Source organism: Agrobacterium sp. CG674 (assembly GCF_053521645.1).
Genome location: NZ_JBNWDZ010000002.1, coordinates 200198 through 226583, shown reverse-complemented (window position 1 = coordinate 226583; position 26386 = coordinate 200198). Strand labels below are relative to the sequence as shown.

Here is a 26386-nt window from a genome sequence, read left to right as displayed (position 1 = left end):
GTCGCTCTTTTTCAAAAAAATCGCGCCAGCCTCAGCTCGGCAACAACGTTTCGCCCATCAGGGCTTCGTCGATGGCGCGGGCGGCCTGGCGGCCTTCGCGGATGGCCCAGACGACGAGGGACTGGCCGCGGCGTACGTCGCCGGCTACCCAGAGCTTGTCGACCGAGGTCTTGTAATCGCGGTCATTGGCGACGACGTTGGTGGAGCCGCGGCGGTCGGTGTTGAGCGTCAGCTTGCCGTCCAGTTCCTTCAGAACGCTATCTGTGAACGGGCCGGAGAAACCGATGGCGATGAAGGCGAGATCGGCCTTGATGATGAATTCCGTGCCGGCAATCGGCTTGCGGCGGTCATCCACTTGGCAGCACTTGACGCCAGTCAGAACGCCATCTTCATCACCAACGAACTCAAGCGTTGCCACCTGAAATTCACGGGCCGCACCTTCCGCCTGCGAAGAAGACGTGCGCATCTTGGTTGCCCAATAGGGCCAGACGGCCAGCTTGTCCTCCTTTTCAGGAGGCATTGGGCGAATGTCGAGCTGAGTGACCTTGACCGCACCCTGGCGGAACGCCGTGCCGACGCAGTCCGACGCCGTATCGCCACCACCCACGACGACAACGTGCTTGCCGCCAGCCAGAATTGGATCAGAAGGCCAGCCGATGCTGTCGATGTTTTCACGACCGACGCGGCGGTTCTGCTGCACGAGATAGGGCATGGCATCATGCACGCCGTGAAACTCGGTGCCGCCAATACCGGCTGGGCGCGGGGTTTCCGAGCCGCCGCAATAGAGCACTGCATCATGCTCAGCCGTCAGCGTTTCAACGGTGACATCCACGCCGACATTGACGCCGTAATGGAAGGTGACGCCCTCGCCCTTGATCTGTTCGACGCGGCGATCGATGAAGTTCTTCTCCATCTTGAAATCGGGAATGCCATAGCGCAGCAGGCCGCCAGCCTTGGTTTCACGCTCATAGACATGGACTTCATGGCCAGCACGACCCAGCTGCTGGGCAGCCGCCAGACCCGACGGGCCGGAACCGATGATCGCGACCTTCTTGCCAGTGTGGACGGTGGCGGGCTTTGGCACGATGAAGCCAAGCTCATAGGCCTTGTCGGCAATGGCCTGTTCAACGGTCTTGATGGCAACCGGTGCATCTTCAAGGTTCAGCGTGCAGGCTTCTTCGCAGGGTGCGGGACAGACACGGCCGGTGAATTCCGGGAAGTTATTGGTGGAGTGAAGGTTGCGGATCGCCTCTTCCCAGTTGTTGTTATAGACCAGATCGTTCCAGTCGGGGATCTGGTTATGAACCGGGCAGCCGGTCGGGCCGTGGCAATAGGGAATGCCACAGTCCATGCAGCGCGCCGCCTGCTTCTGCACCTCTGGGTCCGACATGGGAATGGTGAATTCCCGGAAATGGCGAATACGGTCCGACGCTGGCTGATACTTGCCAACCTGACGGTCTATTTCCAGAAAACCTGTAACCTTGCCCATGTTATATCCTCACATCAAAGCAGGGCACCCGTCGGGCCCCAGTACAGTCAAGCGCCGCCCACGGCTGCTCCCAGTACGATGAACTCAAGTCTGATCTCGCCGCTCGTCCAGTAGGTCGCCGTGGGAACGGCGACCGCGATTAAGAGCGAGATCAGTCGGTGTAGTGACTTCACGCGTCGGATTACTCCGCAGCCACGCCCATTTTCATCCGCTCCATATCCTCAAGCGCACGGCGGTATTCGACCGGCATGACCTTGCGGAATTTCGGGCGGAACTCGCTCCAGCGATCAAGAATGTCCTTGGCGCGATTGGAGTTTGTGTAATGGAAGTGGTTGGAGATCATCTGGTAGAGGCGCTCCTCGTCGTGGCGGGTCATGTCTTCGGAAACGTCCACACGTCCCTTGTGCATGAGATCGCCACCGTGATGGTGCAGCTTTTCCAGCATGTCGTCTTCTTCCGGCACAGGCTCCAGCTCGACCATGGCCATGTTGCAGCGCTTGGCGAAATCACCCTGCTCATCCAGAACATAGGCCACGCCGCCGGACATGCCGGCTGCGAAGTTGCGTCCGGTTTCACCCAGAACAACGACAATGCCGCCCGTCATATATTCGCAGCCATGGTCACCCACGCCTTCGACAACGGCAAGCGCGCCGGAGTTGCGAACGGCAAAGCGTTCACCCGCCACGCCACGGAAATAGCACTCGCCGGTGATGGCACCATAGAGAACCGTGTTGCCGACGATGATCGAATTTTCGGCCACGATGCGGGCATTTTCCGGCGGACGCACGATGATGCGGCCACCCGAAAGACCCTTGCCAACATAGTCGTTACCGTCGCCCACCAGATCAAAAGTGATGCCGCGTGCCAGGAACGCGCCGAAGGACTGGCCAGCCGTGCCGCGCAGCAGCACGTGGATGGTATCGTCCTTCAGGCCCTTATGGCCCCAACGCTTGGCCAGCGCGCCCGAGAGCATGGCACCGGCGGAGCGGTCGACATTCTTGATCGGCACTTCGAAAACCACAGGCTCGCGGTTTTCAAGCGATGGCATGGACTTCTCGATCAGCTTGCGGTCGAGAACGTCGTCGATCGGGTGCTTCTGGCGTTCTGTCCAGTAGGTCGCTTCCTTCGGCGCATCAACCTTGTGGAAGATGCGGCTGAAATCGAGTCCCTTTGCCTTCCAGTGCGCCAGCATCTCATCCTTTTCGAGAAGTTCGGAAGCGCCGATGATCTCATCCAGCTTGGATACGCCAAGCGAAGCAAGAATTTCGCGCACTTCTTCGGCAACGAAGAAGAAGTAGTTGATGACGTGCTCAGGCGCACCCTTGAAGCGCTTGCGCAGAACCGGGTCCTGCGTGGCAACGCCAACAGGGCATGTGTTGAGATGGCACTTGCGCATCATGATGCAACCGGCAGCAATCAGCGGAGCCGTTGCGAAACCGAATTCATCCGCGCCTAAGAGAGCACCGATGATGACATCACGGCCCGTCTTCAGGCCGCCATCCACCTGCAGCGCGATGCGTGAACGCAAACCGTTCATGACCAGCGTCTGCTGTGTTTCGGCAAGACCGATTTCCCATGGGGAACCGGCATGCTTGAGCGATGTGAGCGGCGACGCGCCCGTGCCGCCATCAAAACCTGAGACGGTGATGTGGTCCGCACGTGCCTTGGCAACACCGGCAGCAACCGTGCCGACGCCGACTTCAGACACGAGCTTGACGGAAACATCCGCTTCCGGGTTGACGTTCTTCAGGTCGTAGATCAGCTGCGCCAGATCTTCGATGGAATAGATATCGTGGTGCGGCGGTGGCGAGATAAGGCCGACGCCCGGTGTGGAGTGGCGGGTCTTGGCAACCGTGGCATCCACCTTGTGGCCGGGCAGCTGGCCGCCTTCGCCGGGCTTGGCACCCTGCGCAACCTTGATCTGCAGCATATCGGCATTGACGAGATATTCCGTCGTCACACCGAAGCGGCCAGAGGCGATCTGCTTGATGGCAGAGCGTTCCGGGTTCGGCTGGCCGTTGAGCAGCGGCAGGTAACGGTCGGATTCTTCGCCGCCCTCACCCGTGTTGGACTTGCCTCCAATGCGGTTCATGGCAATGGCAAGCGTGGTGTGGGCTTCGCGGCTGATGGAGCCGAAGGACATGGCGCCGGTGGAGAAACGCTTGACGATGTCAACCGCTGGCTCGACCTCATCGATGGAGATCGGCTTGCGGCCCAAAGCTTCCGCACCCTTGACCTTGAACAGGCCGCGAATGGTGTTCATCCGCAGGTTCGTCTCGTTCACCATTTCAGCGAATTCGCGGTAACGCTCCTGGCTGTTGCCACGCACGGCGTGCTGCAAGGTGGCAACCGCATCCGGGCTCCAGGCATGGCTTTCGCCACGCATGCGGTAAGCATATTCGCCACCAATATCCAGCGTGCTGGCGAGGATCGGATCCTTGCCGAAAGCATCCTTGTGGCGCGATACGGTTTCCTCGGCAATCTCCGTCAGGCCGACGCCTTCAATTTGCGTGGCGGTGCCGAAGAAATACTGCTCGATGAACTCGGAAGACAGGCCAATTGCGTCGAAAATCTGCGCGCCGCAATAGGACTGGTAGGTGGAAATGCCCATCTTGGACATGACCTTGAGAATGCCCTTACCGACCGCCTTGATGTAGCGATAGACCACTTCGTCTTCGGACACTTCCTTCGGAAATGCATTGTGCTTGTGCATGTCCAGAAGCGTATCGAAAGCGAGATAGGGGTTGATGGCTTCCGCACCATAACCGGCCAGCAGGCAGAAATGGTGGATTTCGCGCGGCTCGCCGGTTTCGACCACGAGGCCAACCGAGGTGCGCAGACCCTTGCGGATCAGGTGGTGGTGAACGGCAGCGGTTGCCAGAAGGGCTGGAATGGCAATGCGATCCGGGCCGACCTGACGGTCTGACAGAACAATGATGTTGTAGCCACCACGAACGGCGGATTCCGCACGCTCGCACAGGCGGTCCAGCATCTCAGGCATGCCTTCGGCACCGCGCTCCACATCATAGGTGAAGTCGAGCGTCTTGGTGTCGAAACGGTCTTCCGTGTGGCCGATGGAGCGGATCTTTTCCAGATCGCCATTGGTCAGGATCGGCTGGCGCACTTCCAGACGCTTGGCGCGGGCTGCACCCTCATGGTCCAGAATGTTCGGACGCGGGCCGATGAAGGACACAAGGCTCATGACAAGCTCTTCGCGGATCGGATCGATCGGCGGGTTGGTGACCTGCGCGAAGTTCTGCTTGAAATAGGTGTAGAGCAGCTTGGACTTGGACGACATGGCCGAGATCGGTGTGTCCGTGCCCATGGAGCCGATGGCTTCCTGACCGGTTGTGGCCATCGGAGACATCAAAAGCTTGGTGTCTTCGCTGGTGTAACCAAAGGCCTGTTGACGGTCGAGCAGGGACACGTCGCGACGCAGAGCGCGGGGCTCGACGGGCTTCAGGTCTTCGAGGATCAGCTGGGTACGATCAAGCCATGTGCGGTAAGGGTGCTTGGTCGCCAGTTCGCGCTTCACATCCTCATCGGAAATGATCGCGCCCTTTTCCATGTCGATCAGCAGCATCTTACCGGGCTGCAAGCGCCACTTCTTGATGATGCGCTCTTCCGGCACCGGCAATGTGCCAGCCTCAGACGCCATGATGATGCGGTCGTCATCGGTGACGAGATAACGTGCAGGACGCAGACCGTTGCGGTCAAGCGTCGCGCCGATCTGCTTGCCATCGGTGAAGGCAACGGCAGCCGGGCCATCCCATGGCTCCATCAGAGCTGCGTGATATTCGTAGAATGCCTTGCGCTCAGGCGACATGGACTGGTTGCCAGCCCATGCTTCCGGGATCAGCATCATCACGGCATGCGCCATGGAGTAGCCACCCCGCACCAGGAATTCGAGCGCGTTGTCGAAGCAGGCCGTGTCCGACTGTCCTTCGTAGGAAATCGGCCAGAGCTTGGAAATATCCTCACCAAACAGCGGCGATGCAACGGAAGCCTGACGCGCCGCCATCCAGTTGACGTTGCCGCGCAGCGTGTTGATTTCGCCGTTATGGGCAACCATGCGGTACGGGTGCGCCAGCTTCCAGGATGGGAAGGTGTTGGTCGAGAAGCGCTGGTGAACAAGAGCCACGGCACTTTCGAACCGAGGATCAGCCAGATCCTTGTAATAGGCACCAACCTGATAGGCGAGGAACATGCCCTTATAGACGATGGTCGAGGACGACAGAGAAACCGGATAGAAATCCTGCGCTTCCTTGCCACCACCGGCATTGTAGATGGTGTTGGAAATTACCTTGCGGATCAGGAACAGCTGACGCTCGAAATCGGCATTGGTCGCGGCATTGCGACCGGCGCCGATGAAAACCTGCACGTGGTGCGGCTCGGTTGCAGCAATATCAGGCGCTTCCGAAAGCGAAGAGTTGTCGACAGGCACATCACGGAAGCCGATGAACTGCTGTCCAGCTTCAGCCACCACATCGATGATGACCTTCTTGTAGTGCTCGATCTGGGCCGCATCGCGCGACATGAAGATATGTCCGACAGCGTATTCGCCAGCCTTGGGCAGGGTGATGCCCTGAAGCGCCATTTCCTCACGGAAGAACTTGTCGGGGATCTGCACCAGAATGCCCGCGCCATCGCCCATCAGGGGATCGGCACCAACAGCACCGCGGTGGGTGAGGTTTTCAAGGATGAACAGGCCGTCCTTGACGATCTGGTGCGACTTCTGGCCCTTCATATGGGCAACGAAGCCCACGCCGCAGGCGTCATGCTCGTTGCGCGGGTCATAAAGACCCTGCTTTGGAGGAAGGCCACCAATGGTCGCGCGTGCCGCAGCCTTGGGCTCGGCACTCGTCGGACAGTCATTGGTTACGGCAGCAGTGGCGTTTTCGCCGTCCAGCTTGATCGTCATGTTTCATCCCTCCTGCAACACGTTGCATGGCTTCACGCAGAGAGGCGGATGGTCTGCCTCCCCCATTTCTGGATAGTGGCATCGCGTCCGCTTGTCAATTTAGGACAGCATTGCTGTCACAATTCCGAGTGAATTTTGACAGAAACATCCTTGCTCTGCAAGTCCACCCTAACAAATTATAAACCCGCAAAATGACGTTTCGTGTCTCGGGGGTCGAATTCGACGCAATTTTATTCCGGCGACAGGGCGAAATCGTTGCTTTCATTACCGGATTTGCCTTCCGCAAAATAAGCCCATAAAACGACTATCTCTTGGCCTACCAAGGCACCGCAGCCATCATCAACTCATCGAAAGTGCAGACCCATGTTTTTTGCTTCCGACAATTGGGCAGGCGCCCACCCCGCCATCAATGAGCGGCTGATGAAGGAATCCACGCGTTTTGCCGCCGCCTACGGCACCAGCGAGCTGGACCGGGCCATCGAGAAACGCTTCAACGAAATCTTCGAGCGCGAAGTGGCCGTGTTCTTCGTGGGCACGGGCACCGCTGCCAATTCTCTGGCCATGGCCAGTGTTGCGCGACCCGGCGGCATCGCCTTTTGCCACTCCGAAGCGCATGTGATCGAGGATGAATGCGGCGCTCCCGTCTATTTCTCCAATGCCTCGCGCCTGATGCCGGTTGCCGGACCGAACGGCAAGATGCTGCCGAAGAACCTTGAAGCCGCCATTGGCCGCTTCCCGCCCGGCTCCATCCACCAGGGCCAGCCCATGCTGGTAACGCTGACGCAGGCGACCGAACAGGGCACCATCTACGAGCTTGACGAAATCCAGGCGATCTCTGACATTGCAAAAAAGGCCGGTGTGCCGCTGCATATAGATGGCGCGCGCTTTGCCAATGCGCTGACGGCGCTGGACACCACACCTGCCGAAATGACATGGAAGCGCGGCGTCGACATTCTGTCCTTCGGGGCAACGAAAAACGGTTGCTGGTGCGCGGAAGCCATCGTCTATATGGATCCGAAAACGGCAGAAGACCTGCCCTTCATTCGCAAGCGTTCCGCCCAGCTTTTCTCCAAGACGCGCTTCATGGCGGCGCAATTCGATGCCTATTTTGCCAATGATCTCTGGCTCGAACTGGCCGCCCACGCCAACGCCATGGCAACCCGCCTGCGTGATGGCCTGTCAGCATCCAACAGCGCACGTCTCGCATGGCAGACCCAGTCTAACGAATTGTTCGTGGTGCTGAACAAGGACAAGGCAAAGGCGGCAAAGGATGCCGGCGCCAGCTTCTACGACTGGCCGGTGCCCCATGACATGCCAGAACCGGTGGGCGAGAACGAACAGCTCATCCGCCTCGTCACAAGCTTTGCGACGCTTGAGAACGACGTGGATGATTTCCTTGCGATCTGCGGGACTGCTTAAAGAGAGCTTCCCGGCACCATACCCTTGGCCATCACCAGCCGGGAGAGCGCCTCGACCAGCTCGGCATCGGCGCCCTTGCGCGGCTGGAGGACGAATTCCACGTCTTCCAGCGCAGGCAACGCGCCTTTGGGCAGCTCTCTGAGCCCCGATGGCGCCATGCTGCGCGGCTGAACGAGAACACCCATTCCCGCCCGCGCAGCCGCCGTCAGCCCGCTCAGGCTGCCGCAGGTGCAGACGATGCGCCATGCAACACCAGCGCGGTCCAGCGCCTCCTGCGCGGCTTTTCGCGTGATGCTGGGTGGCGGAAAGGCAATCAGCGGAAGAGCATTGTCTCGCGCCATAACAGCGTCAGGGTCCCTCGCCAGCCACACCAGCGGTTCGCGATAGAGGAAATGGCCGAGCTGGTCGCCCAGCCGCCGCTTGGCCAGCACCACATCCAACTCGCCATTATCCTGCATCTCATAGAGCACGCCGCTCAGTGCCACCGTCAGCTCCAGATCAACAAGCGGATAAAGCCGGGTGAATTCTTCGAGAATGACGGTGAGCCGACTGGCGACGAAATCTTCGGAAACACCAAGGCGAAGACGCCCCCGCAGCCTGCTTTCGCCGAACAAAGCCGCTACCTTGCTGTTGATATCCAGCATGTTGCGTGCATAACCCAAAAGCGCCTCACCCTCCGGCGTCAGCCGCACGCGGTGGGTATCGCGGGCGATCAGGCGCTGCCCGAGCGATGCTTCCAGCCGCTGAATATGCTGGCTGAGTGTGGACTGACCGATGCCCAGCCGTTCTGCGGCCTGGGTAAAATTCATCGTTTGCTCCAGCGCAACGAAGCTGGCCAGATGTTGCAGGTTGAGCATGGTTATCCTGAAATGTGATAACTGTTAGTCTTTGCATCTTAAATCATGATGAGCGATATTGGACCTCCTTTCAAGACAAACCCGGATAACGGAAAGATCTGCCTCCATGAGCCGCTTCCTGCCAGACCGCTTCACCATGATGCTGGTGGCCACAGTCATTCTTGCCTCCCTGCTACCGATCAGCGGCGAATGGGCCGATTACTTCGGCATCGCGACGAAGTGCGCAATCGCTCTGCTGTTTTTCCTGCATGGGGCCAGATTGTCCCGGGATGTGGTGATTGCGGGGGTGCTGCACTGGCGGCTGCATCTCGTCATCCTGCTCGTCACGTTCGGGCTGTTTCCCCTCCTCGGTGTCGCGCTGGGCTATATCCCGCGGGAGATCCTGCCGGCACCGCTCTATATGGGCGTGCTGTTCCTCTGCGTGCTGCCCTCCACTGTCCAATCCTCTATCGCCTTCACGTCCATGGCTGGCGGCAACGTACCTGCAGCCGTTTGCGCGGCATCGGCCTCCAATATTCTCGGGATGTTCCTTACTCCGGCGCTTGTCGGCTTTCTGTTTACCGTTGGCGGCCACGGCGGCGGCTTCTCGCTGGATGCCTTCCTCCAGATTTTCCTCCAGCTTCTGCTTCCCTTCATTCTTGGCCAGTGCCTGCAACCCTGGATCGGCGACTGGATCCGCGCCCGCAAGTCCCTTCTCGCTCCCGTCGATCGTGGCTCCATCCTGATGGTCGTCTATCTCGCCTTCAGCGACGCTGTCGTCGAAGGCATCTGGCAGCAGTTCACTCTTCGTGACATCGGCGTGGTCATTGCTGTCGATATTGTGCTTTTGACCGCCGTGTTGCTCATCACCATGTTTGGAAGCCGCCTCATGGGCTTCAAGAAGGAAGACGAGATAACGATCACCTTCTGCGGCTCGAAGAAAAGCCTCGCAAGCGGCGTACCCATGGCAGGCGCGATTTTCGCTGGCCAAAGCATCGGCGCAATCGTGCTGCCACTGATGCTGTTCCACCAGATCCAGCTGATGGCCTGCGCGGCGATTGCCCAACGCTATGCGCGCAAAACAAAGACCATTGAAAAGCCGACATCTACAAAAGCGGATGCCCTGCCCGCACAAACAAAAACGGCCCCATAAAAGGGGCCGTCCGTAACATTGGAATGTGGGATTAGTTGACCTGCGCTGGCGTAATCTGCGCCTCGATCTGCCGTGGCTCTTCCGAAACGTCTGAAACAATCGCGATACGGCGTGGCTTCATGGCTTCAGGAATGTTGCGGTAGAGATCGATGTGCAGCAGGCCGTTTTTCAGGGAAGCGTTCTGCACTTCCACGTGGTCCGCCATCTGGAAGCGACGCTCGAAAGCACGCTTGGCAATTCCACGATAGAGAAATTCGCCTTCGCTCTCCTTGGTCTCATCGGCCTTTTCAGCCTTGACCGTCAGAACATTGGCGCGGGATTCGATGCTGAGTTCGCTCTCATCGAAACCGGCCACCGCCATGGTGATGCGGTAGTTGTTCTCGCCGGTGCGCTCGATGTTGTAGGGCGGATAGGCCTGTGCCTGCTCCGGCTGGCCAAGACCATCGAGCATGGAGAAAAGACGGTCGAAACCGACTGTGGAGCGGTAAAGAGGGGAAAAATCAACGTGACGCATGGTGTCCTCCTAGGAAGCGACTGTTTGCGATAAGGCCTCATCCCATTCTGGCGATGAGTGACCCGGGTTACGGCCCCGTTCTGGCGACCGTAACCAAGAGATGGGAAGGGCTTGCGAGAAGTTCAAGAGCTTTTTTAGCGCCGCTTCACATGTGAACTTCATCTGAACGGGCAATTCTGAAAACGTTCATTTTACCTCCGCTAAACAAGCGACATCGGAGGCTTTCTCCGGCGGCAGGAGGATAACGTCCCTTCTTCTTCTGTCATATTGGCCGGAACCGCGACTGCTAAGCCCGACGGTTCCGGCAACTTTTCCTTTCACGCGCATGTTTTCCTTTGACGCAAATGGGCGCGCCACTTATCCCGTTCTGAAACACCTCTTCAGTGCCAAGTCGGAAACCACCCCATGACCGAAGCCACATTGCACGCGACCAAGGGCAACCCCGTGCCCGACAATCACATCGTGGGCACGTTTACCGGTCATAAGAACAAGAAGCTGCGCTACGCGATCTTTCGCTCCAGCCATTCCGTGGCGCGCGGCACCATCGTTCTCTTGCATGGCCGCAATGAGTGCATCGAAAAATACTTCGAAACCATCAATGACCTGACCGCCAAGGGCTTCTGGGTCGCCACCTTCGATACGCGCGGCCAGGGCGCCTCCGAGCGCTTGCTCAAGAAGGCGCATGCCGGATATGTGCGCCGTTTTTCCGATTATCAGAAGGATATTTCGCTGTTTCTGGAGCAGGTTGTGCTGCCCGATGCGCGCCTGCCCTTCTTCCTGCTGGCCCATTCCACCGGCGGGCTTGCAGCCCTTTCCATGGCACCTGCCCTATCCAACCGCATCGAGCGCATGGTGCTGAGCGCGCCCTTCATTGGCTTGAGCGGACAATCCATGCCGGGTTGGTTCATCAAGGCCGTCGTCACGACGCTGAGCCTCCTCGGCCTTGGCGGAATGCAGGTGGGCAAGGATCATCGCGCGCGGTCTTTCGAAGACAATCCGCTCACCTCAGATCCTGTGAGATTTGCCCGCAATGCGGCTATCGGCACCGAGCATCCAGAGCTTTTCATAGGCGCACCAACCGCACGCTGGCTGTATGAAGCGTTGAAAACGATGCCGCGTGTGACCCGGCAGGAGCATCTGACCAAGGTCACCGTACCGACGCTTCTGCTCGCACCCATTCGCGATGCCATCACGCCCTATGCGGCGCAGGAAGAGCTTTCCCGCAACTTCCGTGCCGCGCAATTGATACCGGTAACGGGCGCGCGCCACGAGCTGTTTCTGGAGCGCGATGTCTACCGCCGCCAGGCGCTGGCCGCGATCGACACGTTCTTCGCGCCCGTTGAATAAAGCGCGTAGCGTTCTGGCAAGATGAACCGCCTAGATCGCGATCTGCTCTCCCAGTTCAACCACACGGTTGGGGGGCAGATTGAAATAGGCTGATGGGTCAATTCCGAAATCGGACAGCGCGATATAGAGGTCTTCCTGCCAGCGCGGCAGACCCGTATTCGGCGTGGCAATGAGGTTTCGACGTCCCAGATAGAAGGACGTCTGCATGATCTCGAACTTGAACCCGGCCTTCTTGCACAGCGAAAGGGCCTTCGTGACATTGGGCTCGTCCATAAAGCCGAAGGTGATTTCAAGCTGCATGAAGCGCTTGGAAAGTCGTGTCATATGCACGCGTTCGCTCTCTGCAACATAGGGCTTGTCCTGCGTCCAGATCGTCAGAATCACGTTCTGCTCATGAAGAACGTGGTTGTGTTTGAGGTTGTGGAGCAACACGCCCGGCGTCATGTTGGGAACGCTTGTCAGGAACACAGCGGTTCCGGGAACAGTCACGGGTGCGCTGGGGGATTCGCGGTCAATCGAGCTTTCGATGGATTTGATGAAGTCACCCAGCGGAATATCGTTCTTCGCGATCTTGGTTCGCAGATAGCGTGATCCCTTTGTCCATGTCCACATGACCATGATGATCGCAGCTGCCAGAGCCAGAGGCACCCAACCGCCATCATGGACCTTCAGCATGTTGGCCATCAGGAACACCGTCTCGATCATCAGCAGCGGTGCCAGCAGCAGACCGGCAGTGATGGCCTTGAAGCCCCAGACCGAGCGCAGGAACTGGAACGCCATGAGCGTCGTGACCACCATCGCTCCCGTGACCGAGATACCGTAGGCGGTCGCCAGCGATTCCGAAGACCCGAACGTAAGGATCAGCACGATGACGCCAATGAGCAGGATCATGTTCACGGACGGCACGTAAATCTGCCCCGTGTTTGTTTCCGACGTAAACTTGATGGCAAGGCGCGGCAGGAAGCCAAGATGCACCGCCTGACGGGCCAGCGAGAACGCACCGGTGATGACCGCCTGGCTGGCGATGATGGTGGCCATCGTCGCCAGAATGACCATGGGCAGCAGCGCCCATTCCGGATAGAGCAGATAGAAGGGATTATCGATGGTTGCCGGATTGCTGAGCACTAGCGCGCCCTGACCGAGATAGTTGAGGCCGAGCGCCGGAAACACCAGAATAAACCATGCGACGCTGATCGGCTTGCGGCCGAAATGGCCGAGATCGGCATACAAGGCCTCAGCGCCTGTCACCGTCAGGAACACAGCGCCAAGAGCGACCAGCCCGGCCCAACCGGCATGGGTGACGAACCAGAGTGCGTTGACGGGATTGAGCGCCTGAAGAATCGTCAGATCATCCCCGACATGGATCAGCCCACCCCAGGCCATGGCAAGGAACCACACAACGGTGATGGGGCCGAAGAACTTGGCGACCGCCTCTGTACCCTTGGATTGCACCGCAAACAGGCCGAGCATGATGACGACGGAAAGAGGCAAAACGTAATCTGAGAAGGCAGGCGTGACGAGCTTCATGCCCTCAAGCGCAGACATGACGGAAAGCGCTGGCGTAATCATCGCATCACCGATGAACAGCGCCGCGCCGATCAGACCCGCGAAAAACAGCGCAGGCATGTAGCTTCCCGTCTTTTTCATGAGAAGCGCAAGCAAAGAAAGCGTTCCACCCTCACCATCATTATCTGCACGCAAAAGAAACAGGACATATTTGAATGTGACGATGATGGTCAGCGTCCAGATCATCAACGAGATGAGGCCGATCACCTCGATCTGCTGCACGCCGTCTGAAGAGAACGGACGAAGCGCCTCACGAAAAGCATAAAGCGGACTTGTTCCGATGTCGCCATACACGACCCCAACGGATCCCAGCAGGAGAACGAGGAACTTCCGCGTCTCTGACGCAGGCGCATTCGATGTCATTTCAGGCCTTTCAGGCGGTACGGCCGTCTGGCCTTTCGGCGTTTATGACGCAACTGTGAGCTTCCGGCAACGTCTTGTGAACAGGGAAAAATCATTCTGGCGAACGCCCGCCTGATTTTTCCATCCAGGCCGCCTTCGTACACAACCCACGCGCCCGCAGGCCGAGGCAAAAAATGACGCCAATAGCGGTTCTAGACCGAACCTCAGGCCATAAAAAAAGGCTCCGAACTGAGTTCGGAGCCCTTTATGTGCGGACGGCAACCGTTATGCGCGGTCGATCACGTCTTTCACTTTTTCCTTGGCTTCGCCCTTGGTCTGCTGTGCATGACCCTTGGCTTCCTGAGCTGCGCCCTTGGCTTCCATTTCGTGGTTGTCGGTCGCATCGCCTACTGCCTGACGAGCTTCGCCAGCAACTTCGTTTGCCTTGCCCTTAACCTTGTCCATTGTGCTTCCCATGATCGTTCTCCTTATTGTGAGCTGGATTGCTCGATTGGTGGAACAACGGGTTAGGAAGCAGTATGGTTCCCCGAAAATTTGGTCAGCAACTCAGGTCGGCCACTGCATTATTCCATTCCAAGCGCGGCCATATAGGTCTGCAGGATCGTTTCTTCCTCGATACGCTCGTTGGCGTCCTTCTTGCGCAGACGAATGATCGTGCGGATGGCCTTGGTGTCGTAACCACGACCCTTTGCCTCGCCCATGACATCCTTGATGTCGCCTGAGATCGCAGCCTTTTCTTCTTCAAGACGCTCGATGCGTTCGATGAACTGACGCAGTTCGGCGGCGGCTACGGTTTCGGTTGTGGCTGTTTCGTCCATTCTTCTATCCTTTGCGGGTGGGCTCTGTATGAAGAGCCGCTTCATTCAAACTGGTTGGAGGCACGAGCCTCCAGGCTGCGATGGCAGCTGAATTTTCAAGGTTGGTGAACTGCCCGTCCCGGGCCGCCGCGTCAAGCCGTTTCCGGTACTGGTGCTTTATTCGTGGGGCTTGTTTTGCTCGAATGCGACTTTCTGGGCATCACTGGCCTCGCCCTGATTGAGCGTTTTCCAGGTATCATAGGGCATGCCGTAAACCATCTCACGGGCCGTATCCTTACTGATCTCGTGGCCTGCATCGCGGGCTGCATCGGCATACCAGTTGGACAGGCAGTTGCGGCAAAAGCCGGCAAGGTTCATCAGATCGATATTCTGCACATCGTTGCGTTCGCGCAGGTGGTTGAGAAGCCTGCGGAATGCAGCCGCCTCAAGCTCTGTCTTCTGGCGCTCGTTAAGTTCGCTCATGCTGTTCTCCGCTCAATAGGGCCCTGTCCGCGATGCGAACTGCTTGTAGTCATGGAGGGTGGGATCAGCATTCATTGCGGCAAAAATGGGAGCAAGGCGCACAGCCCAGGCCTCAATCCCCGCCTCATCGCCAATCAAATCCTGCCGCACTTCCAGAAGTGCATGGGCCAGACCCTTGACCATGCAATGGCGGTACATGGTGTCACCCTTCAACGCACCATCATAGGGCTCGTTATCTCCCACAAGAATGTCACCTGCCGCCCGCAGGTGGGCAAGCAAAGGATGGACAGCGCGGCGGTCTGTGTCCCAGAGCACGGCGGCATGCCAGGGGCGGGCAACGGTCTTCCAGAACGGCGTGTAGGAGTGAAGCGAAAACACCAGCGGCGCCTTGCCGCTTGCATCTGCGACCCTGCCCAGCACGCCATCCACCGCTTTGTGATAGGGCCGATGAAATGCGTTGAGCCGCAGATCCCACTCATGCTTCGTGATCGGATGATTGCCAGGAATGATCGCGCCATCAGAAATCTTCATGATCAGCGTCGGATCGTCTTCGCCGCGATTGGGATCGATCAACAGGCGGGAAAATCGGCTCATGACGGCGGGAACGCCCAACCGTTCCGCAAGCTTTCGGGTCAGGCCTTCAATGCCGATATCAAACGCGATGTGGCGCTGAAAAGCCTGTGGCGGCAGGCCGAGATCACCATAGGCAGGCGGCAGAAGGTTGGTGGCGTGATCGGCAAGCAGGACCATGCCTTTGTCATAATCGCCTTCTATGATTTCGTATGGCTGGAAGTCTGGCATCTCTAGATTTCTGGCGATGATAAGGGAGAGACGCTTGATGCCACGGCTCAGCGCCACGCGCAAGTTGAGACCGCCTCGGGACCACCCCGACTGCCGCCAGATACAGCCCATATCGATACAATCGATTGAACTTGCGTTGACTTTCTTGGGCGTCCGCGCCAAGAAGTGTTCTCATTTATAACCATGGAATCCCGATGGAAGCCGTGACACAGACATTCTCCGCTAAGCTCCAAAAACACCAGCGCGCGATCCGCCTGTTGTGCACCGCAGCCCTCTTCACCACACCGCTTCTTCTTGCAGAGCCGGCACTGGCGGATTTCCGTGTCTGCAACAGCACGCAGAACCTCGTGGGCGTGGCGATCGGCTACCGTGCGCAGGAAGGCTGGATCAGCGAAGGCTGGTGGCAGGTTCCCGCATCCACATGCGCCACGCTGATCGAGGGTGAGCTGCAATCGCGCTATTATTACCTCTACGCCGAAGATGCTGCCCGTGGCGGCAGGTGGACAGGCGACGTCAACATGTGCGTCGCGGAAAACGAGTTCAAGATCACAGGCGTGGATGATTGCTATGCCCGTAGTTTCCAGAGAATGGGTTTCAAGGAATACGATACGGGCCGACAGGGAAGCTGGATGGTCCAGCTTTCAGACACGCCAGGTACACAGGAAAGTCAGAACTGATGAAGCGCAATCGCAAAGTCAAAATCCTTGCAACTCTCGGCCCTGCATCCTCCGATGAAGCGATGATCGAGAAGCTCCACCTGGCCGGCGCTGATCTTTTCCGCATCAACATGAGCCATGCCAGCCATGATGTGATGCGCACGCTCATCCAGCGCATTCGCTCGGTAGAAAGCCGCGTGGGCCGCCCCATCGGCATTCTGGCCGACCTTCAGGGCCCGAAGCTTCGCGTCGGCAAATTTGCCGACACCAAGGTCGATCTCGTTGCCGGTCAGAGCTTCACGCTCGACAACAATGAAGCCCCTGGCGACCAGAACCGCGTATTCCTGCCGCATCCAGAAATTCTCGAAGCCGTGAAGCCGGGCGACCGCCTGCTGATCGACGATGGCAAGCTGCACCTGCGCGCTGAAAAATGCGATGGTAAGAGCATTGTCACGACTGTGGTTTCAGGCACCAAGATCTCCGACCGCAAGGGCATCAGCCTGCCGGACACCCTGCTCGGCGTCGGCGTTCTGACAGACAAGGACCGCGTCGATCTGGATGCCGTTCTGGCAACCAACGATGTTGATTGGGTTGCGCTCTCCTTTGTGCAGCGCCCGGAAGATCTGGTCGAAGTGCGCAAGATTGCCGGCAACCGCGTTGGCCTGATGTCCAAGATCGAAAAGCCGCAGGCCGTCGAGCGCATCGAAGAAATCATCGAACTATCAGACGCACTGATGGTTGCCCGTGGTGACCTCGGCGTTGAAATGCCGCTCGAAGCCGTTCCGGGCATCCAGAAGCAGCTGACCCGCGCCTGCCGCAAGGCTGGAAAGCCCGTCGTCGTTGCAACCCAGATGCTGGAATCGATGATTTCGGCTGCCGTTCCAACACGCGCCGAAGTGTCCGACGTGGCAACGGCTGTGTTTGAAGGTGCAGACGCTATCATGCTGTCGGCCGAATCGGCATCCGGGGATTATCCGGTCGAGGCTGTTTCCACCATGGCATCCATTGCCAGCACCGTGGAGCAGGACCCTTACTACTCCAACATCATCTACGCACAGCGCCCGCAGCCGGAAGCAACCGGTGCCGACGCGATTTCGCTGGCCGCACGCCAGATTGCCGAAACGCTTGGCCTGACCGCAATCGTGACCTACACTTCGTCAGGCACGACAGGTCTGCGCGCAGCGCGTGAGCGTCCACAGGTGCCAATCATCGCCCTGTCGCCGATCGTTCAGACCGCGCGCCGCCTCTCCGTCGTCTGGGGACTGCACTGTGTTGTCACCGGCGACGCCAGCGACCAGGATGACATGGTCAACCGCGCCTGCCGCATCGTCGTCGACGAAGGCTTCGGCCAGCCCGGCAACCGCATCATCATCTCTGCCGGCGTTCCCTTGGGCACACCGGGTGCGACCAACATGGTCCGCATCGCCTATATCGGCTCTGACGGCCAGAGCGGCGTCTGAGCCATCTCAGAATCAATTGCATAAAAAAGGCGCCTCTCGGGGCGCCTTTTCTCTATCTGGTCCGGTTCCTAACTCAATTATCCTGATAGGCAGCGATGACCACAGCGACCTGTGCGGTACTCATGGCCTGAACCTGGCGCGTGGTAAACGCTATCAGATTTTCATCCGAAAGGCCGTCGAGTGCGGCGGTCGTGAGCCCCTTGATCGCTGTATATTTAATCGCCGCCATCTCGGCAGTGGAGAAGGAACTGAGCTCCGCCGCGTCCAATGTTGCAAGCTGCATTGAGGTGAGTGAACCAACCTGAGCGACCGTTAGTGCCTCAATATTGGCAGCGCTGAGAACGGCGAACTGCGCTGACGTCAATGCACCGAATTGCTTCGTGGTCATGGCGGCCAGCTTGTCACTATCGATGCTGGCGATTGCACTAGTCGAAAGGCCAGCAATCTGCTTGCTTCCAAGCGCCGCAAACTGCTGCGGCGTCAATGCCGAGAATTGGCTGGGCTGAATGGCCGCCATCTGGCTCGACGAAAGACCTGCGACTTGTGCAGTCGTCAGAGAAGCAACCAGCTCATCCGAAAGACCGGCGATAGTCGTCGTCGACAAGCTCGTCAGCGCATCCTTCTTGAGAGCCGATATCTCGTCCGTGGTGAACATGTTCAGTTCGGCCGCAGAAAGGGTCGCCGTCTGCTTGCCGGTTAGACCTGCAACCTGAGTTTTGCTCAAACCTTCGATATTGGCCGTGGAAAGCGCGTCAAACTGGGCTGTCGAAAGCGCCTTAAGTTGCTTGACCGTAAAGGCTGCCAACTCCTCCGCATCCAGAGTGGAGATGACGGCAGTGGAAAGACCCGCAATCTGGGTGGCAGTCATGGCTCCAAACTGGCTGGGCTCGAGAGCATCCATCTGTGCTGTGGTAAGGCCCTGCATCTGGGCCGCCGACAGCGCCGAAATCTGGATCGACGTCATCGCTGCGAACTTGTCTGTCGACAGACCCGCAAGAGCTGCGGTGCTCAAACCCGCTATAGCAGTCTTCTTGAGTGTCGCGATCTCTTCGGCGGTAAAGCTGTTCAGCTCGTCAGCCGAAAGCGTGGAAAGCTGCTTGGATGTCAACCCGGCAACCTGAAGCGTCGTCAGGCCTTCAAGCGCTGAAGAGGTCACAGCATCAAACTGTGTAGTTGTCAGTGCAGCAATCTGCCGCGTCATCATACCTTCAAGCTTGGAAGCATCAAGGCTCGCAATCACGGCCGTCGAAAGTCCGGCAATCTGCGCTGGCTTCAGGGCTGAGAATTGTTCGGCGCTCAACGCAGCAAATTGAGCAGAAGAAAGCGCATTGATCTGGTCCGCTGATAGTCCGGCCAACTGCGCGGTTGTCAATGCTGCGACCCGGTCAGTCGCGAGACCGGCAAGCGCCGAAGTCGTCAATCCAGCCAGCGCCGTCTTTTTCATGGCTGCGATTTCTTCTGCGGTAAAGGAATTAAGCTCGCCCGCCGTCAGAGTTGCGACCTGCTGAGATTTTAGGCCCGCGACCTGCACGGTTGTCAGTCCCTCCAAGCTGGTGGAGGTAAGCGCGTCAAACTGTGCCGTCGTCAGGGCGCCAACCTGCCGGGTCGTCATTGCCTCGAGTTTGGCAGGAGCAAGCGTCGCGATGACATCAGTGGAGAAGGCGCTGATCTGCTTCGACGTCAAGGCTGCAAACTGTGTGCCTGTGAGCGCAGCCAGCTGCGCCGTGGTCATGGCCTTCATCTGGTTGGTCGTCAGGGCGGAAATTTGTGAAGAGGTAAACACAGCAATTAGGTCTGTGGTCAGCCCTGCAATCGTGGCTGTGGCAATCCCTGCAATCGATGTTTTCTTTATGGCGGCAATTTCGTCACCGCTGAAGCTGTTGAGTTCGCTGGCTGAAAGTGTGGAGACCTGCGTGCTGGTGAGTGCGGAAACCTGCGCGACATCAAGTGCCTCTATTGCGATGGTCGAAAGTGCGTCGAACTGGCTCGTATAAAGCCCCTTGATCTGCGCGGCGCTCATACCAGACACCTGCGTCGCGCCAATCGCCTCGAGTTGGTCCAGCGATAATCCTTTGACGGATGCGGGCGCGAGAGAGCCGACAACGCGGGAGGTGAGCGCCGAGACGACTGATGTGCCCAGCACGCCAACCTGGGTGGACGTCAGAGCCTTCAACTGCGAAGAACTGAGCTCATCGAGATCACTCGCCGTCAAGGCAGCAACGGTTGCCGTCGAAAGCAGAGCAATCTGCCGGGCAGGAAGAGAAGCGATTTCAGAAGCCATAAGCGCGCGACACCATCAATTACTGATCAAGGCAGAGTATTACGCAGCGTATCTTGCCCCAAGCTCGAGAAACGGCATCGGCCGCTTCCAAAAAATGAACTTGTTGCGTTAAGAATTGACGAGAGCCAGAACAGCAAACACCAAACATACGCTACTAAAACAGCGAATTCTCAGAAACATGGCTTGTAAGAGCCGACGCATTGAAGTTGCTTCATGCAGCATGAGGTCCAGTGGACCGCCGCCTTTGCGCCAAAATATAGCAATGCATCGATAAGGGGTGAGTTTTTCCATGCAACAATCATGTTACACTACGATGTATTATATTGAGCCAGTTTAGCAGCCCCGATACTACACGTCAAGATCGCCTCTATTCATCGTTCAACCAAACGATGCAACCCATTTTGAGCGCTTGAACACTTTCGGCTTTGACGGGGACAAGGCCTGCGCTGTCTCCGTCGAACAGCACCCATCCTCAAGGTGATCCATCCTTGCTGAAAGGGCCACTTCGAAGCGGACCACCTGCCACCCCAAAACGCATAAAGCGGCACTTTGGAGTGCCGCTTTATCTAAATTCTCCAGAATGCTGCCACCACGCTGTGGCGGCATACATCATGGCATTTTAACTGGCGTGCTGAACCGGCTCGAGTCGATGGCCTTGGCACCCGGACGGAAGCTTGCCGTGGCAGCAGATGCCGACATATCGTGGCTCAGCATGCGGTTATTGACCACGCGCGGCGCTTTCACTGCACGGCCGGAAACACCCTTGTCCTGGCTCAAGGCCCAGTCGGAGATTGCTTCCTGCGTCAAGCGGCCACCGCTGACCATAGCTTTCTGAGAAACCACGGCATCCTGCTTGCTAGGGCGCGAGCCCTTGGTTGGCAAGCCAGCCGTCAAGCCGCTGTTCGTCGCCTGTGGCTTGACATCAAATGCGCCGCCGTAGCTCGCATCGTCACGCGGTGCTGATGTGGGCGTGGCCCTGGCTGTTTCCACTGCCTTTGCAGCAGGCTGCGTGGAGGCACTGCGATTGAGCGAAGCCGGGAACTGTGCAGCCGATGGCATGGCAGTCGCCGTGATGGATGAGCGAGCATCCTGTCCGCTCTGTTCCAGCGCCGCGACAACGACAGGTGACAGGCTCGCCTGCTCCTGCTCGGCGTCATCTTCCTGGCCATCCACATTGGAATTGGCATTGGCAAGCAGTGCTTCGGCAACGGCTGGACGGTTGGCAGGTACAGGAACATGTGCGGCCAAAGCATCGCCCGGCATATCTTCCGAACCCAGAGATGCGGTCACGATAGGACCTTCTGCGTCACCCTTCAAGCGGCGCGGACCAAGAAGGGTCGGCACGGGAATGGAGTATTGTGCCAGATCGGCGAACTGCTGCTCGGCAGGAGCGGCTGTCGGCGTTGGCGTGGTTGCAGCCTGAAGCGCATCCTGCGCGGCATTACGCGTTGGCGAATAGAGTGCCGTCGCAAGGCCAGTCTGGCCATCCTGATTGCGGAATGCAGGTCGGGCCGTTGGCAAAGGCGCGTCGGAAATGGCAGGAGCAGGCTGCGCGGAGGCAACGGCAACAGGTGCTTCTTCCGTCTCCTCAGCCACAGGGGCAGCAACTGGCGCCGAAGGACGCGATGGGGAGACTTCCGGCGTTGCAATGCCTTCGGCATCTTCATCCTCGTCGCCACCGCCAAACAGGGCCGCGAGCAGAGTTTTACGCTTGCCGCCCGATGGCGCAGACGCAGGGCCTTCGCCGGCAGTGCTTGCGACCTGAATCGAAGAGGAGCTGACGCGCTTTCTGTAATCGCTCATCGCCTGCTCATAGCCAGGCAATGGCTTGCCATCTGCTGGCAGGTGAATTGTGTTGCCCTTGGGGAAAATGCGAACGAGTTCCTGGCGGCTCATGCGTGGCCACGCACGCACATTGCCGACATCAAGATGCACGAAGGGAGAACCGGAGGTGGGGTAAAAGCCAACGCCGCCAATCTGCATCTGCATGGCGATTTCACGCAGGCGAGCGAGCTTCACGCCAGGAATGTAAAAATCCATGGCCTTGCCGAGCGTGTGCTGGCTGCTTTTTGCAACACCCTTGGTGCGCGACCGCAACATGCCGTTGGTTTCAGGCGAGCGGAAGGCAGAAACGACGTTGATATAATCACTACCACCGGAGCGGCGATAGACTTCCCACACCAGATCGAACAGGCGCGGGTCCATCTTGGTTGGCTGGTTGCGGCGCCAGTCACGCAGGAAACGGTTCAGCTCCTGCAGACCCTTCTGGTCATACTTGCCGTTGCGCTTGAAGGTGATGACGGCTTTTTCTTTGGTGTGGATATAATAAAGCTTGAGGCTGCGGGTTTCAGCAGCCGCTTCTGTGGCCGAAATCCCGACAAAGGGAACAGCTGCCATCATCAGGCACGCGCAAGTCACGACGCGTGCCGATAGCTTCTTGCATGTATCTTTAATCACGCTGCGCGCCTTCTTGCCCGAGAGCGCGAATTTCCGATGCAGATAAAGCAATTTGATCCCCGCCTGGCAGACAATTCGTCACATTGCCCCACATGAACCTCAATTACGGTCACACGATGGCAATTTTGCCACACATGAACACTCATCCTCTATATAGTGAATGGAATACTAACAAGAGGTTTATAGACCGTAAGTGAATATCCTTGCCCAGGAGTTAACAAATATCGGTTTTGCTAATTTAACAACCCGCCCGCTGCATCATGCGGCATCACGAAGCGGATCATCGGGATCAATGCCATAATCCTTCAACTTCCGGTAGAGTGTGGAGCGTCCAATGCCGAGTTTGCGAGCCACCTGGCTCATTTGGCCGCGATAGAACCGCAAAGCAAAACGGATCAATTCTTCCTCGATATCAGCGATCTTGCGCACGTCACCGCTGTCATCGGTCGATGCAATCAGGCTGCCTCCCGGAAACACAGCCCCTGAACGCTCCTCATCCGTGGCAATGGCTTCCATAACGGAAAGTATCTCAGCCGCACTTGTCCGGCTCTCAGGCGCGGGTGCGACGAGAAGCGAACGTTCCGACGGCCGGTGAGCCGACAGGTCATGTTCATCCACATCATCCCTGAATTCGGGAACCTGAAACGCGATCTGCGGGAAATCCGCTTCAGTCAGTTCATCGCCCTGCGCCAAGACCACCGCGCGGAAGACAGCATTTTCCAGCTGGCGAATATTGCCCGGCCAATCATAAGCGGTGAGCAACGCCAAGGCACCGGCGCTGACGCCCAGCGCATGTGGCAATTTCTGCTCGATGGAGAAACGCTCCGCAAACACGCGCGCCAGATAGGGAATATCCTCCTTGCGGCGGCGAAGGGCTGGAATGGTGATGGGGAAGACGTTGAGGCGGTAATAGAGGTCTTCGCGGAAGCGACCTTCCTTGACCTCTTCGATCAGGTTCTTGTTCGTGGCTGAGATCAGTCGCACATTGACCTTCTGAACCTTGGTGGAGCCAACGGTCTCGATTTCGCCCTGCTGAACGGCGCGCAAAAGCTTGACCTGAACCTCCAGCGGCAGATCACCGATCTCATCCAGAAACAGCGTTCCGCCATCGGCTTCCATGAACTTGCCCATGTGCTTTTCGGTGGCGCCGGTAAAGGCACCCTTCTCATGACCGAAAAGAATGCTCTCCACCAGATTGTGCGGAATGGCCCCACAATTGACCGTGATGAAGGGCTTGCCTGAGCGGTCGCTGCCAGACTGAACGGCGCGCGCAATCATTTCCTTGCCGACGCCGGACTCGCCTTCCAGCACGACCGGGATATTGGATTGAGCCGCACGCTGCGCCAACTCGATGACCCGCAGCATGGCAGGGCTTGCTGAAACGATATCGTTGAAATTGACGGCGTGGTTGCGGGAGCGTTTGCCGGTACGGGCCTTGGCCTCGCGCTGGTCGAGTTTCAACGCATTGGCAATGGCCGAGCCGATCCGCTCGGGCGATACGGGCTTGACCACGAAATCAAACGCACCGGCGCGCATGGCCTGAACCACGGTATCGATGCCCCCCTGGCCGGTCTGCACGATGACGGGCACATCCGTGCCCAGCTCTCCAACAGCCCTTAGAAAAGACAATCCGTCCATCTCGGGCATCATCAGATCAAGCACGATAACGCTGATATCGCCGCTGTGTTGCTTTAACAGCTCCAACCCGACCCTGCCGTTTTCAGCCAGGATTGGGTGATGTCCATAACGCTCCACCGCTTGTCTCAGCAAGCGGCGCTGAACTGGATCATCATCGATAACGAGTACTTGCGCTGTCATGTCAGGCTCCGGTTTCCGGTTTATGGACGTGCTTCATGCAGTCCTTTGGAGCGAATGTGACACGCAAGGCTTGAACATCCAGTTTTGAGATTTGCTTGCATTTTATGCATTGCCACGGGAAACAGAGCCCCCATATGCTTGGGGCAAAGATAAAGAGGAAAGCCTGACATGACCTTCAAGACACCGATCCCCCTGCCCGTTTTTTCTGGTGCGGAGGCCGCGAGTGCAGCCCTGGGTGACTTGCCCACATGGAAGCTTTCCGACCTCTTCAGCACGGCTGATGCCCCGGAATACAAGGCTGCGCTGGAAAAAGCCGCAGGCGATGCCAAGGCATTTGAAGCAAAATGGAAGGGAAAGCTTGAGGCTGCTGCCAAGCTCTCTGGCGATCACGGCCTCGGTGCCGCGCTTAAGGAATATGAAGCGCTGGATGACAGTTTGGGTCTTATTGGCTCCTTTGCCGGCCTCACCTATTTTTCCGATACGTCCAACCCGGCAAATGGCAAGATTTACGGCGATGCCCAGTCGAAACTGACGGATATGTCATCGCACCTGCTGTTCTTTGCGCTGGAACTGAACCGCATTGACGATGCAACGATCGATGCGGCCATCGCCAATGATCCGCTGACCGGCCACTATGCGCCGTGGATCGTGGATCTGCGCAAAGACAAGCCGCACCAGCTGGATGACAAGCTGGAACAGCTGTTCCTCGAAAAATCCATGACAAGTGCAGCCGCCTTCAACCGCCTGTTCGATGAAACCATGTCGGAGTTGCGCTTTGACGTAAACGGCAAGAGCATGGCGCTGGAAGAAACGCTCAATCTGCTTCAGGAGCCGGACCCGGAAACGCGTAAAGCAGCGGCGCAGGCATTGAGCACCACCTTCAAGAACAATCTGCGCGTCTTCACGCTGATTACCAACACGCTGGCCAAGGACAAGGAAATCTCCGACCGCTGGCGCAAATTCGAAGACATTGCCGATAGCCGCCATCTGGCCAACCGCGTTGAGCGCGAGGTTGTGGATGCGCTGGCCCAAGCGGTCACAGAGGCCTATCCGCGCCTGTCGCACCGCTATTACGCGATGAAGGCCAAATGGCTGGGCATGGAACAGATGGAATATTGGGACCGCAATGCGCCGCTGCCCGATACATCCAATGCCGTCATTCCATGGGAAGACGCCAAGGAGATGGTGCTCTCGGCCTATGGCGATTTTGCGCCTGAAATGGCCGACATTGCCCGCCGCTTCTTCGATGAGCAGTGGATCGATGCCCCTGCCCGCCCCGGCAAGGCACCCGGCGCATTCGCCCACCCCACCGTGCCATCAGCCCACCCTTACGTACTGGTGAATTACCTCGGCAAGCCGCGGGATGTCATGACGCTCGCCCACGAGCTGGGCCATGGCGTCCATCAGGTGCTGGCCGGTGGACAGGGCGCATTGATGTGCGCGACACCGCTAACGCTTGCGGAAACGGCATCGGTCTTCGGCGAAATGCTGACCTTCCGCAAGATGCTAGACAACACCACGGACCTGCGCGAGCGCAAGGCGCTTCTAGCCCGCAAGGTGGAAGACATGATCAACACGGTCGTGCGTCAGATTGCGTTTTATGAATTCGAGCGCAAGGTCCACACCGCCCGCAAGGATGGCGAGCTGACATCGGAGCAGATCGGTGAGCTGTGGCTGTCTGTGCAGCAGGAGAGCTTGGGACCGGCGATCAGGATTTCGGAAGGCTATGAAAGCTGGTGGACTTACGTTCCCCACTTCATCCACTCGCCCTTCTATGTCTATGCCTATGCCTTCGGTGATTGCCTCGTCAATTCGCTTTATGCGGTTTACCAGAACGCGGACACCGGCTTCCAGGACAAGTATTTCGAACTGCTCAAGGCTGGCGGCACCAAGCATCATTCCGAACTGCTGAAGCCTTTCGGTCTCGATGCTACCGACCCGTCCTTCTGGAACAAAGGTCTGTCGATGATCGAAGGATTGATCGACGAACTGGAAGCACTCGACAAAGAATGACGCAAAATCGGC

Annotated in this window: 19 protein-coding genes; 6 read left to right on the top strand and 13 right to left on the bottom strand. The window is 58.0% G+C overall.

Annotated elements, in window-relative coordinates:
- Positions 1-31 precede the first annotated feature (31 nt).
- The 3 genes from ACQZ51_RS06245 to gltB are packed head-to-tail and all read right to left on the bottom strand — an operon-like array spanning position 32 to position 6410.
- Positions 32-1489: a glutamate synthase subunit beta gene (locus tag ACQZ51_RS06245; RefSeq protein WP_448776047.1), complete on the bottom strand. Its 1458-nt coding sequence runs from the start codon at positions 1487-1489 to the stop codon at positions 32-34.
- 47 nt (positions 1490-1536) lie between these two features.
- Positions 1537-1662: a hypothetical protein gene (locus ACQZ51_RS06240; RefSeq protein ID WP_269082234.1), complete on the bottom strand. Its 126-nt coding sequence runs from the start codon at positions 1660-1662 to the stop codon at positions 1537-1539.
- Between the two features lie 8 nt (positions 1663-1670).
- On the bottom strand, positions 1671-6410 hold the full coding sequence (gene gltB / locus ACQZ51_RS06235) for a glutamate synthase large subunit (RefSeq protein ID WP_448776046.1): 4740 nt from the start codon (positions 6408-6410) through the stop codon (positions 1671-1673).
- A gap of 363 nt (positions 6411-6773) precedes the next feature.
- Between gltB and ACQZ51_RS06230 the strand changes: the two genes are divergently transcribed.
- A complete protein-coding gene (locus tag ACQZ51_RS06230; protein ID WP_448776044.1) occupies positions 6774-7829 on the top strand; it encodes a threonine aldolase family protein in 1056 nt (351 codons plus the stop codon).
- Here the strand turns inward: ACQZ51_RS06230 and ACQZ51_RS06225 are convergent.
- Positions 7826-8686 carry a LysR substrate-binding domain-containing protein gene (locus tag ACQZ51_RS06225; RefSeq protein ID WP_448776042.1) on the bottom strand — a complete coding sequence of 287 codons (861 nt, stop codon included), beginning with the start codon at positions 8684-8686 and terminating at the stop codon, positions 7826-7828. The two genes, ACQZ51_RS06230 and ACQZ51_RS06225, sit on opposite strands and share 4 nt — an antisense overlap.
- A gap of 106 nt (positions 8687-8792) precedes the next feature.
- On the opposite strand from ACQZ51_RS06225, the gene ACQZ51_RS06220 reads away from it, so the two are divergent.
- Positions 8793-9818: a bile acid:sodium symporter family protein gene (locus ACQZ51_RS06220; RefSeq protein ID WP_448776041.1), complete on the top strand. Its 1026-nt coding sequence runs from the start codon at positions 8793-8795 to the stop codon at positions 9816-9818.
- Between the two features lie 31 nt (positions 9819-9849).
- Here the strand turns inward: ACQZ51_RS06220 and ACQZ51_RS06215 are convergent, their stop codons facing one another.
- Complete coding sequence (locus ACQZ51_RS06215) at positions 9850-10332, bottom strand: Hsp20 family protein (RefSeq protein WP_042617579.1); 483 nt, start codon at positions 10330-10332, stop codon at positions 9850-9852.
- A 405-nt stretch (positions 10333-10737) separates the two neighbouring features.
- On the opposite strand from ACQZ51_RS06215, the gene ACQZ51_RS06210 reads away from it, so the two are divergent.
- Positions 10738-11679 carry an alpha/beta fold hydrolase gene (locus ACQZ51_RS06210; protein ID WP_448776038.1) on the top strand — a complete coding sequence of 314 codons (942 nt, stop codon included), beginning with the start codon at positions 10738-10740 and terminating at the stop codon, positions 11677-11679.
- A 30-nt stretch (positions 11680-11709) separates the two neighbouring features.
- On the opposite strand, the gene ACQZ51_RS06205 is transcribed toward ACQZ51_RS06210, so the two are convergent.
- The 5 genes from ACQZ51_RS06205 to ACQZ51_RS06185 form a co-directional block, all read right to left on the bottom strand.
- On the bottom strand, positions 11710-13608 hold the full coding sequence (locus ACQZ51_RS06205) for a potassium transporter Kup (protein WP_448776036.1): 1899 nt from the start codon (positions 13606-13608) through the stop codon (positions 11710-11712).
- A 264-nt stretch (positions 13609-13872) separates the two neighbouring features.
- Positions 13873-14064 carry a CsbD family protein gene (locus tag ACQZ51_RS06200; RefSeq protein WP_448776035.1) on the bottom strand — a complete coding sequence of 64 codons (192 nt, stop codon included), beginning with the start codon at positions 14062-14064 and terminating at the stop codon, positions 13873-13875.
- Between the two features lie 107 nt (positions 14065-14171).
- On the bottom strand, positions 14172-14426 hold the full coding sequence (locus ACQZ51_RS06195; protein ID WP_042617583.1) for a DUF2312 domain-containing protein: 255 nt from the start codon (positions 14424-14426) through the stop codon (positions 14172-14174).
- A gap of 156 nt (positions 14427-14582) precedes the next feature.
- On the bottom strand, positions 14583-14888 hold the full coding sequence (locus tag ACQZ51_RS06190; protein WP_448776033.1) for a DUF1244 domain-containing protein: 306 nt from the start codon (positions 14886-14888) through the stop codon (positions 14583-14585).
- 12 nt (positions 14889-14900) lie between these two features.
- Positions 14901-15689, bottom strand: coding sequence for an N-formylglutamate amidohydrolase (locus ACQZ51_RS06185; protein WP_448776602.1), 789 nt, complete (start codon positions 15687-15689; stop codon positions 14901-14903).
- Positions 15690-15883: 194 nt separating this feature from the next.
- On the opposite strand from ACQZ51_RS06185, the gene ACQZ51_RS06180 reads away from it, so the two are divergent.
- Together ACQZ51_RS06180 and pyk are read left to right on the top strand one after the other, a co-directional pair.
- A complete protein-coding gene (locus ACQZ51_RS06180; protein WP_042617585.1) occupies positions 15884-16366 on the top strand; it encodes a DUF1036 domain-containing protein in 483 nt (160 codons plus the stop codon).
- On the top strand, positions 16366-17805 hold the full coding sequence (gene pyk / locus ACQZ51_RS06175) for a pyruvate kinase (RefSeq protein ID WP_042617586.1): 1440 nt from the start codon (positions 16366-16368) through the stop codon (positions 17803-17805). The genes ACQZ51_RS06180 and pyk overlap by 1 nt, the downstream gene beginning before the upstream one ends.
- 73 nt (positions 17806-17878) lie before the next feature.
- Here pyk and ACQZ51_RS06170 read toward each other — a convergent pair whose 3' ends face one another.
- The 3 genes from ACQZ51_RS06170 to ACQZ51_RS06160 form a co-directional block, all read right to left on the bottom strand.
- Positions 17879-20086 (bottom strand): ice nucleation-like protein, encoded by a 2208-nt coding sequence (locus ACQZ51_RS06170; RefSeq protein ID WP_448776032.1) that lies wholly within the window; start codon positions 20084-20086, stop codon positions 17879-17881.
- Between the two features lie 609 nt (positions 20087-20695).
- Positions 20696-22486: a DUF882 domain-containing protein gene (locus ACQZ51_RS06165; RefSeq protein ID WP_448776600.1), complete on the bottom strand. Its 1791-nt coding sequence runs from the start codon at positions 22484-22486 to the stop codon at positions 20696-20698.
- Between the two features lie 315 nt (positions 22487-22801).
- Complete coding sequence (locus ACQZ51_RS06160) at positions 22802-24361, bottom strand: sigma-54-dependent transcriptional regulator (RefSeq protein WP_448776030.1); 1560 nt, start codon at positions 24359-24361, stop codon at positions 22802-22804.
- Between the two features lie 168 nt (positions 24362-24529).
- On the opposite strand from ACQZ51_RS06160, the gene ACQZ51_RS06155 reads away from it, so the two are divergent.
- Complete coding sequence (locus ACQZ51_RS06155) at positions 24530-26374, top strand: M3 family oligoendopeptidase (protein ID WP_448776028.1); 1845 nt, start codon at positions 24530-24532, stop codon at positions 26372-26374.
- The last annotated feature ends 12 nt before the right edge of the window (positions 26375-26386 follow it).

Coding starts and splice junctions, on each gene's coding strand:
- ACQZ51_RS06245 (WP_448776047.1), bottom strand. CDS start 1,489: ATGGGCAAGGTTACAGGTTTTCTGGAAATAGACCGTCAGGTTGGCAAG.
- gltB (WP_448776046.1), bottom strand. CDS start 6,410: ATGACGATCAAGCTGGACGGCGAAAACGCCACTGCTGCCGTAACCAAT.
- ACQZ51_RS06230 (WP_448776044.1), top strand. CDS start 6,774: ATGTTTTTTGCTTCCGACAATTGGGCAGGCGCCCACCCCGCCATCAAT.
- ACQZ51_RS06225 (WP_448776042.1), bottom strand. CDS start 8,686: ATGCTCAACCTGCAACATCTGGCCAGCTTCGTTGCGCTGGAGCAAACG.
- ACQZ51_RS06220 (WP_448776041.1), top strand. CDS start 8,793: ATGAGCCGCTTCCTGCCAGACCGCTTCACCATGATGCTGGTGGCCACA.
- ACQZ51_RS06215 (WP_042617579.1), bottom strand. CDS start 10,332: ATGCGTCACGTTGATTTTTCCCCTCTTTACCGCTCCACAGTCGGTTTC.
- ACQZ51_RS06210 (WP_448776038.1), top strand. CDS start 10,738: ATGACCGAAGCCACATTGCACGCGACCAAGGGCAACCCCGTGCCCGAC.
- ACQZ51_RS06205 (WP_448776036.1), bottom strand. CDS start 13,608: ATGACATCGAATGCGCCTGCGTCAGAGACGCGGAAGTTCCTCGTTCTC.
- ACQZ51_RS06200 (WP_448776035.1), bottom strand. CDS start 14,064: ATGGGAAGCACAATGGACAAGGTTAAGGGCAAGGCAAACGAAGTTGCT.
- ACQZ51_RS06195 (WP_042617583.1), bottom strand. CDS start 14,426: ATGGACGAAACAGCCACAACCGAAACCGTAGCCGCCGCCGAACTGCGT.
- ACQZ51_RS06190 (WP_448776033.1), bottom strand. CDS start 14,888: ATGAGCGAACTTAACGAGCGCCAGAAGACAGAGCTTGAGGCGGCTGCA.
- ACQZ51_RS06185 (WP_448776602.1), bottom strand. CDS start 15,689: ATGCCAGACTTCCAGCCATACGAAATCATAGAAGGCGATTATGACAAA.
- ACQZ51_RS06180 (WP_042617585.1), top strand. CDS start 15,884: ATGGAAGCCGTGACACAGACATTCTCCGCTAAGCTCCAAAAACACCAG.
- pyk (WP_042617586.1), top strand. CDS start 16,366: ATGAAGCGCAATCGCAAAGTCAAAATCCTTGCAACTCTCGGCCCTGCA.
- ACQZ51_RS06170 (WP_448776032.1), bottom strand. CDS start 20,086: ATGGCTTCTGAAATCGCTTCTCTTCCTGCCCGGCAGATTGCTCTGCTT.
- ACQZ51_RS06165 (WP_448776600.1), bottom strand. CDS start 22,486: ATGATGGCAGCTGTTCCCTTTGTCGGGATTTCGGCCACAGAAGCGGCT.
- ACQZ51_RS06160 (WP_448776030.1), bottom strand. CDS start 24,361: ATGACAGCGCAAGTACTCGTTATCGATGATGATCCAGTTCAGCGCCGC.
- ACQZ51_RS06155 (WP_448776028.1), top strand. CDS start 24,530: ATGACCTTCAAGACACCGATCCCCCTGCCCGTTTTTTCTGGTGCGGAG.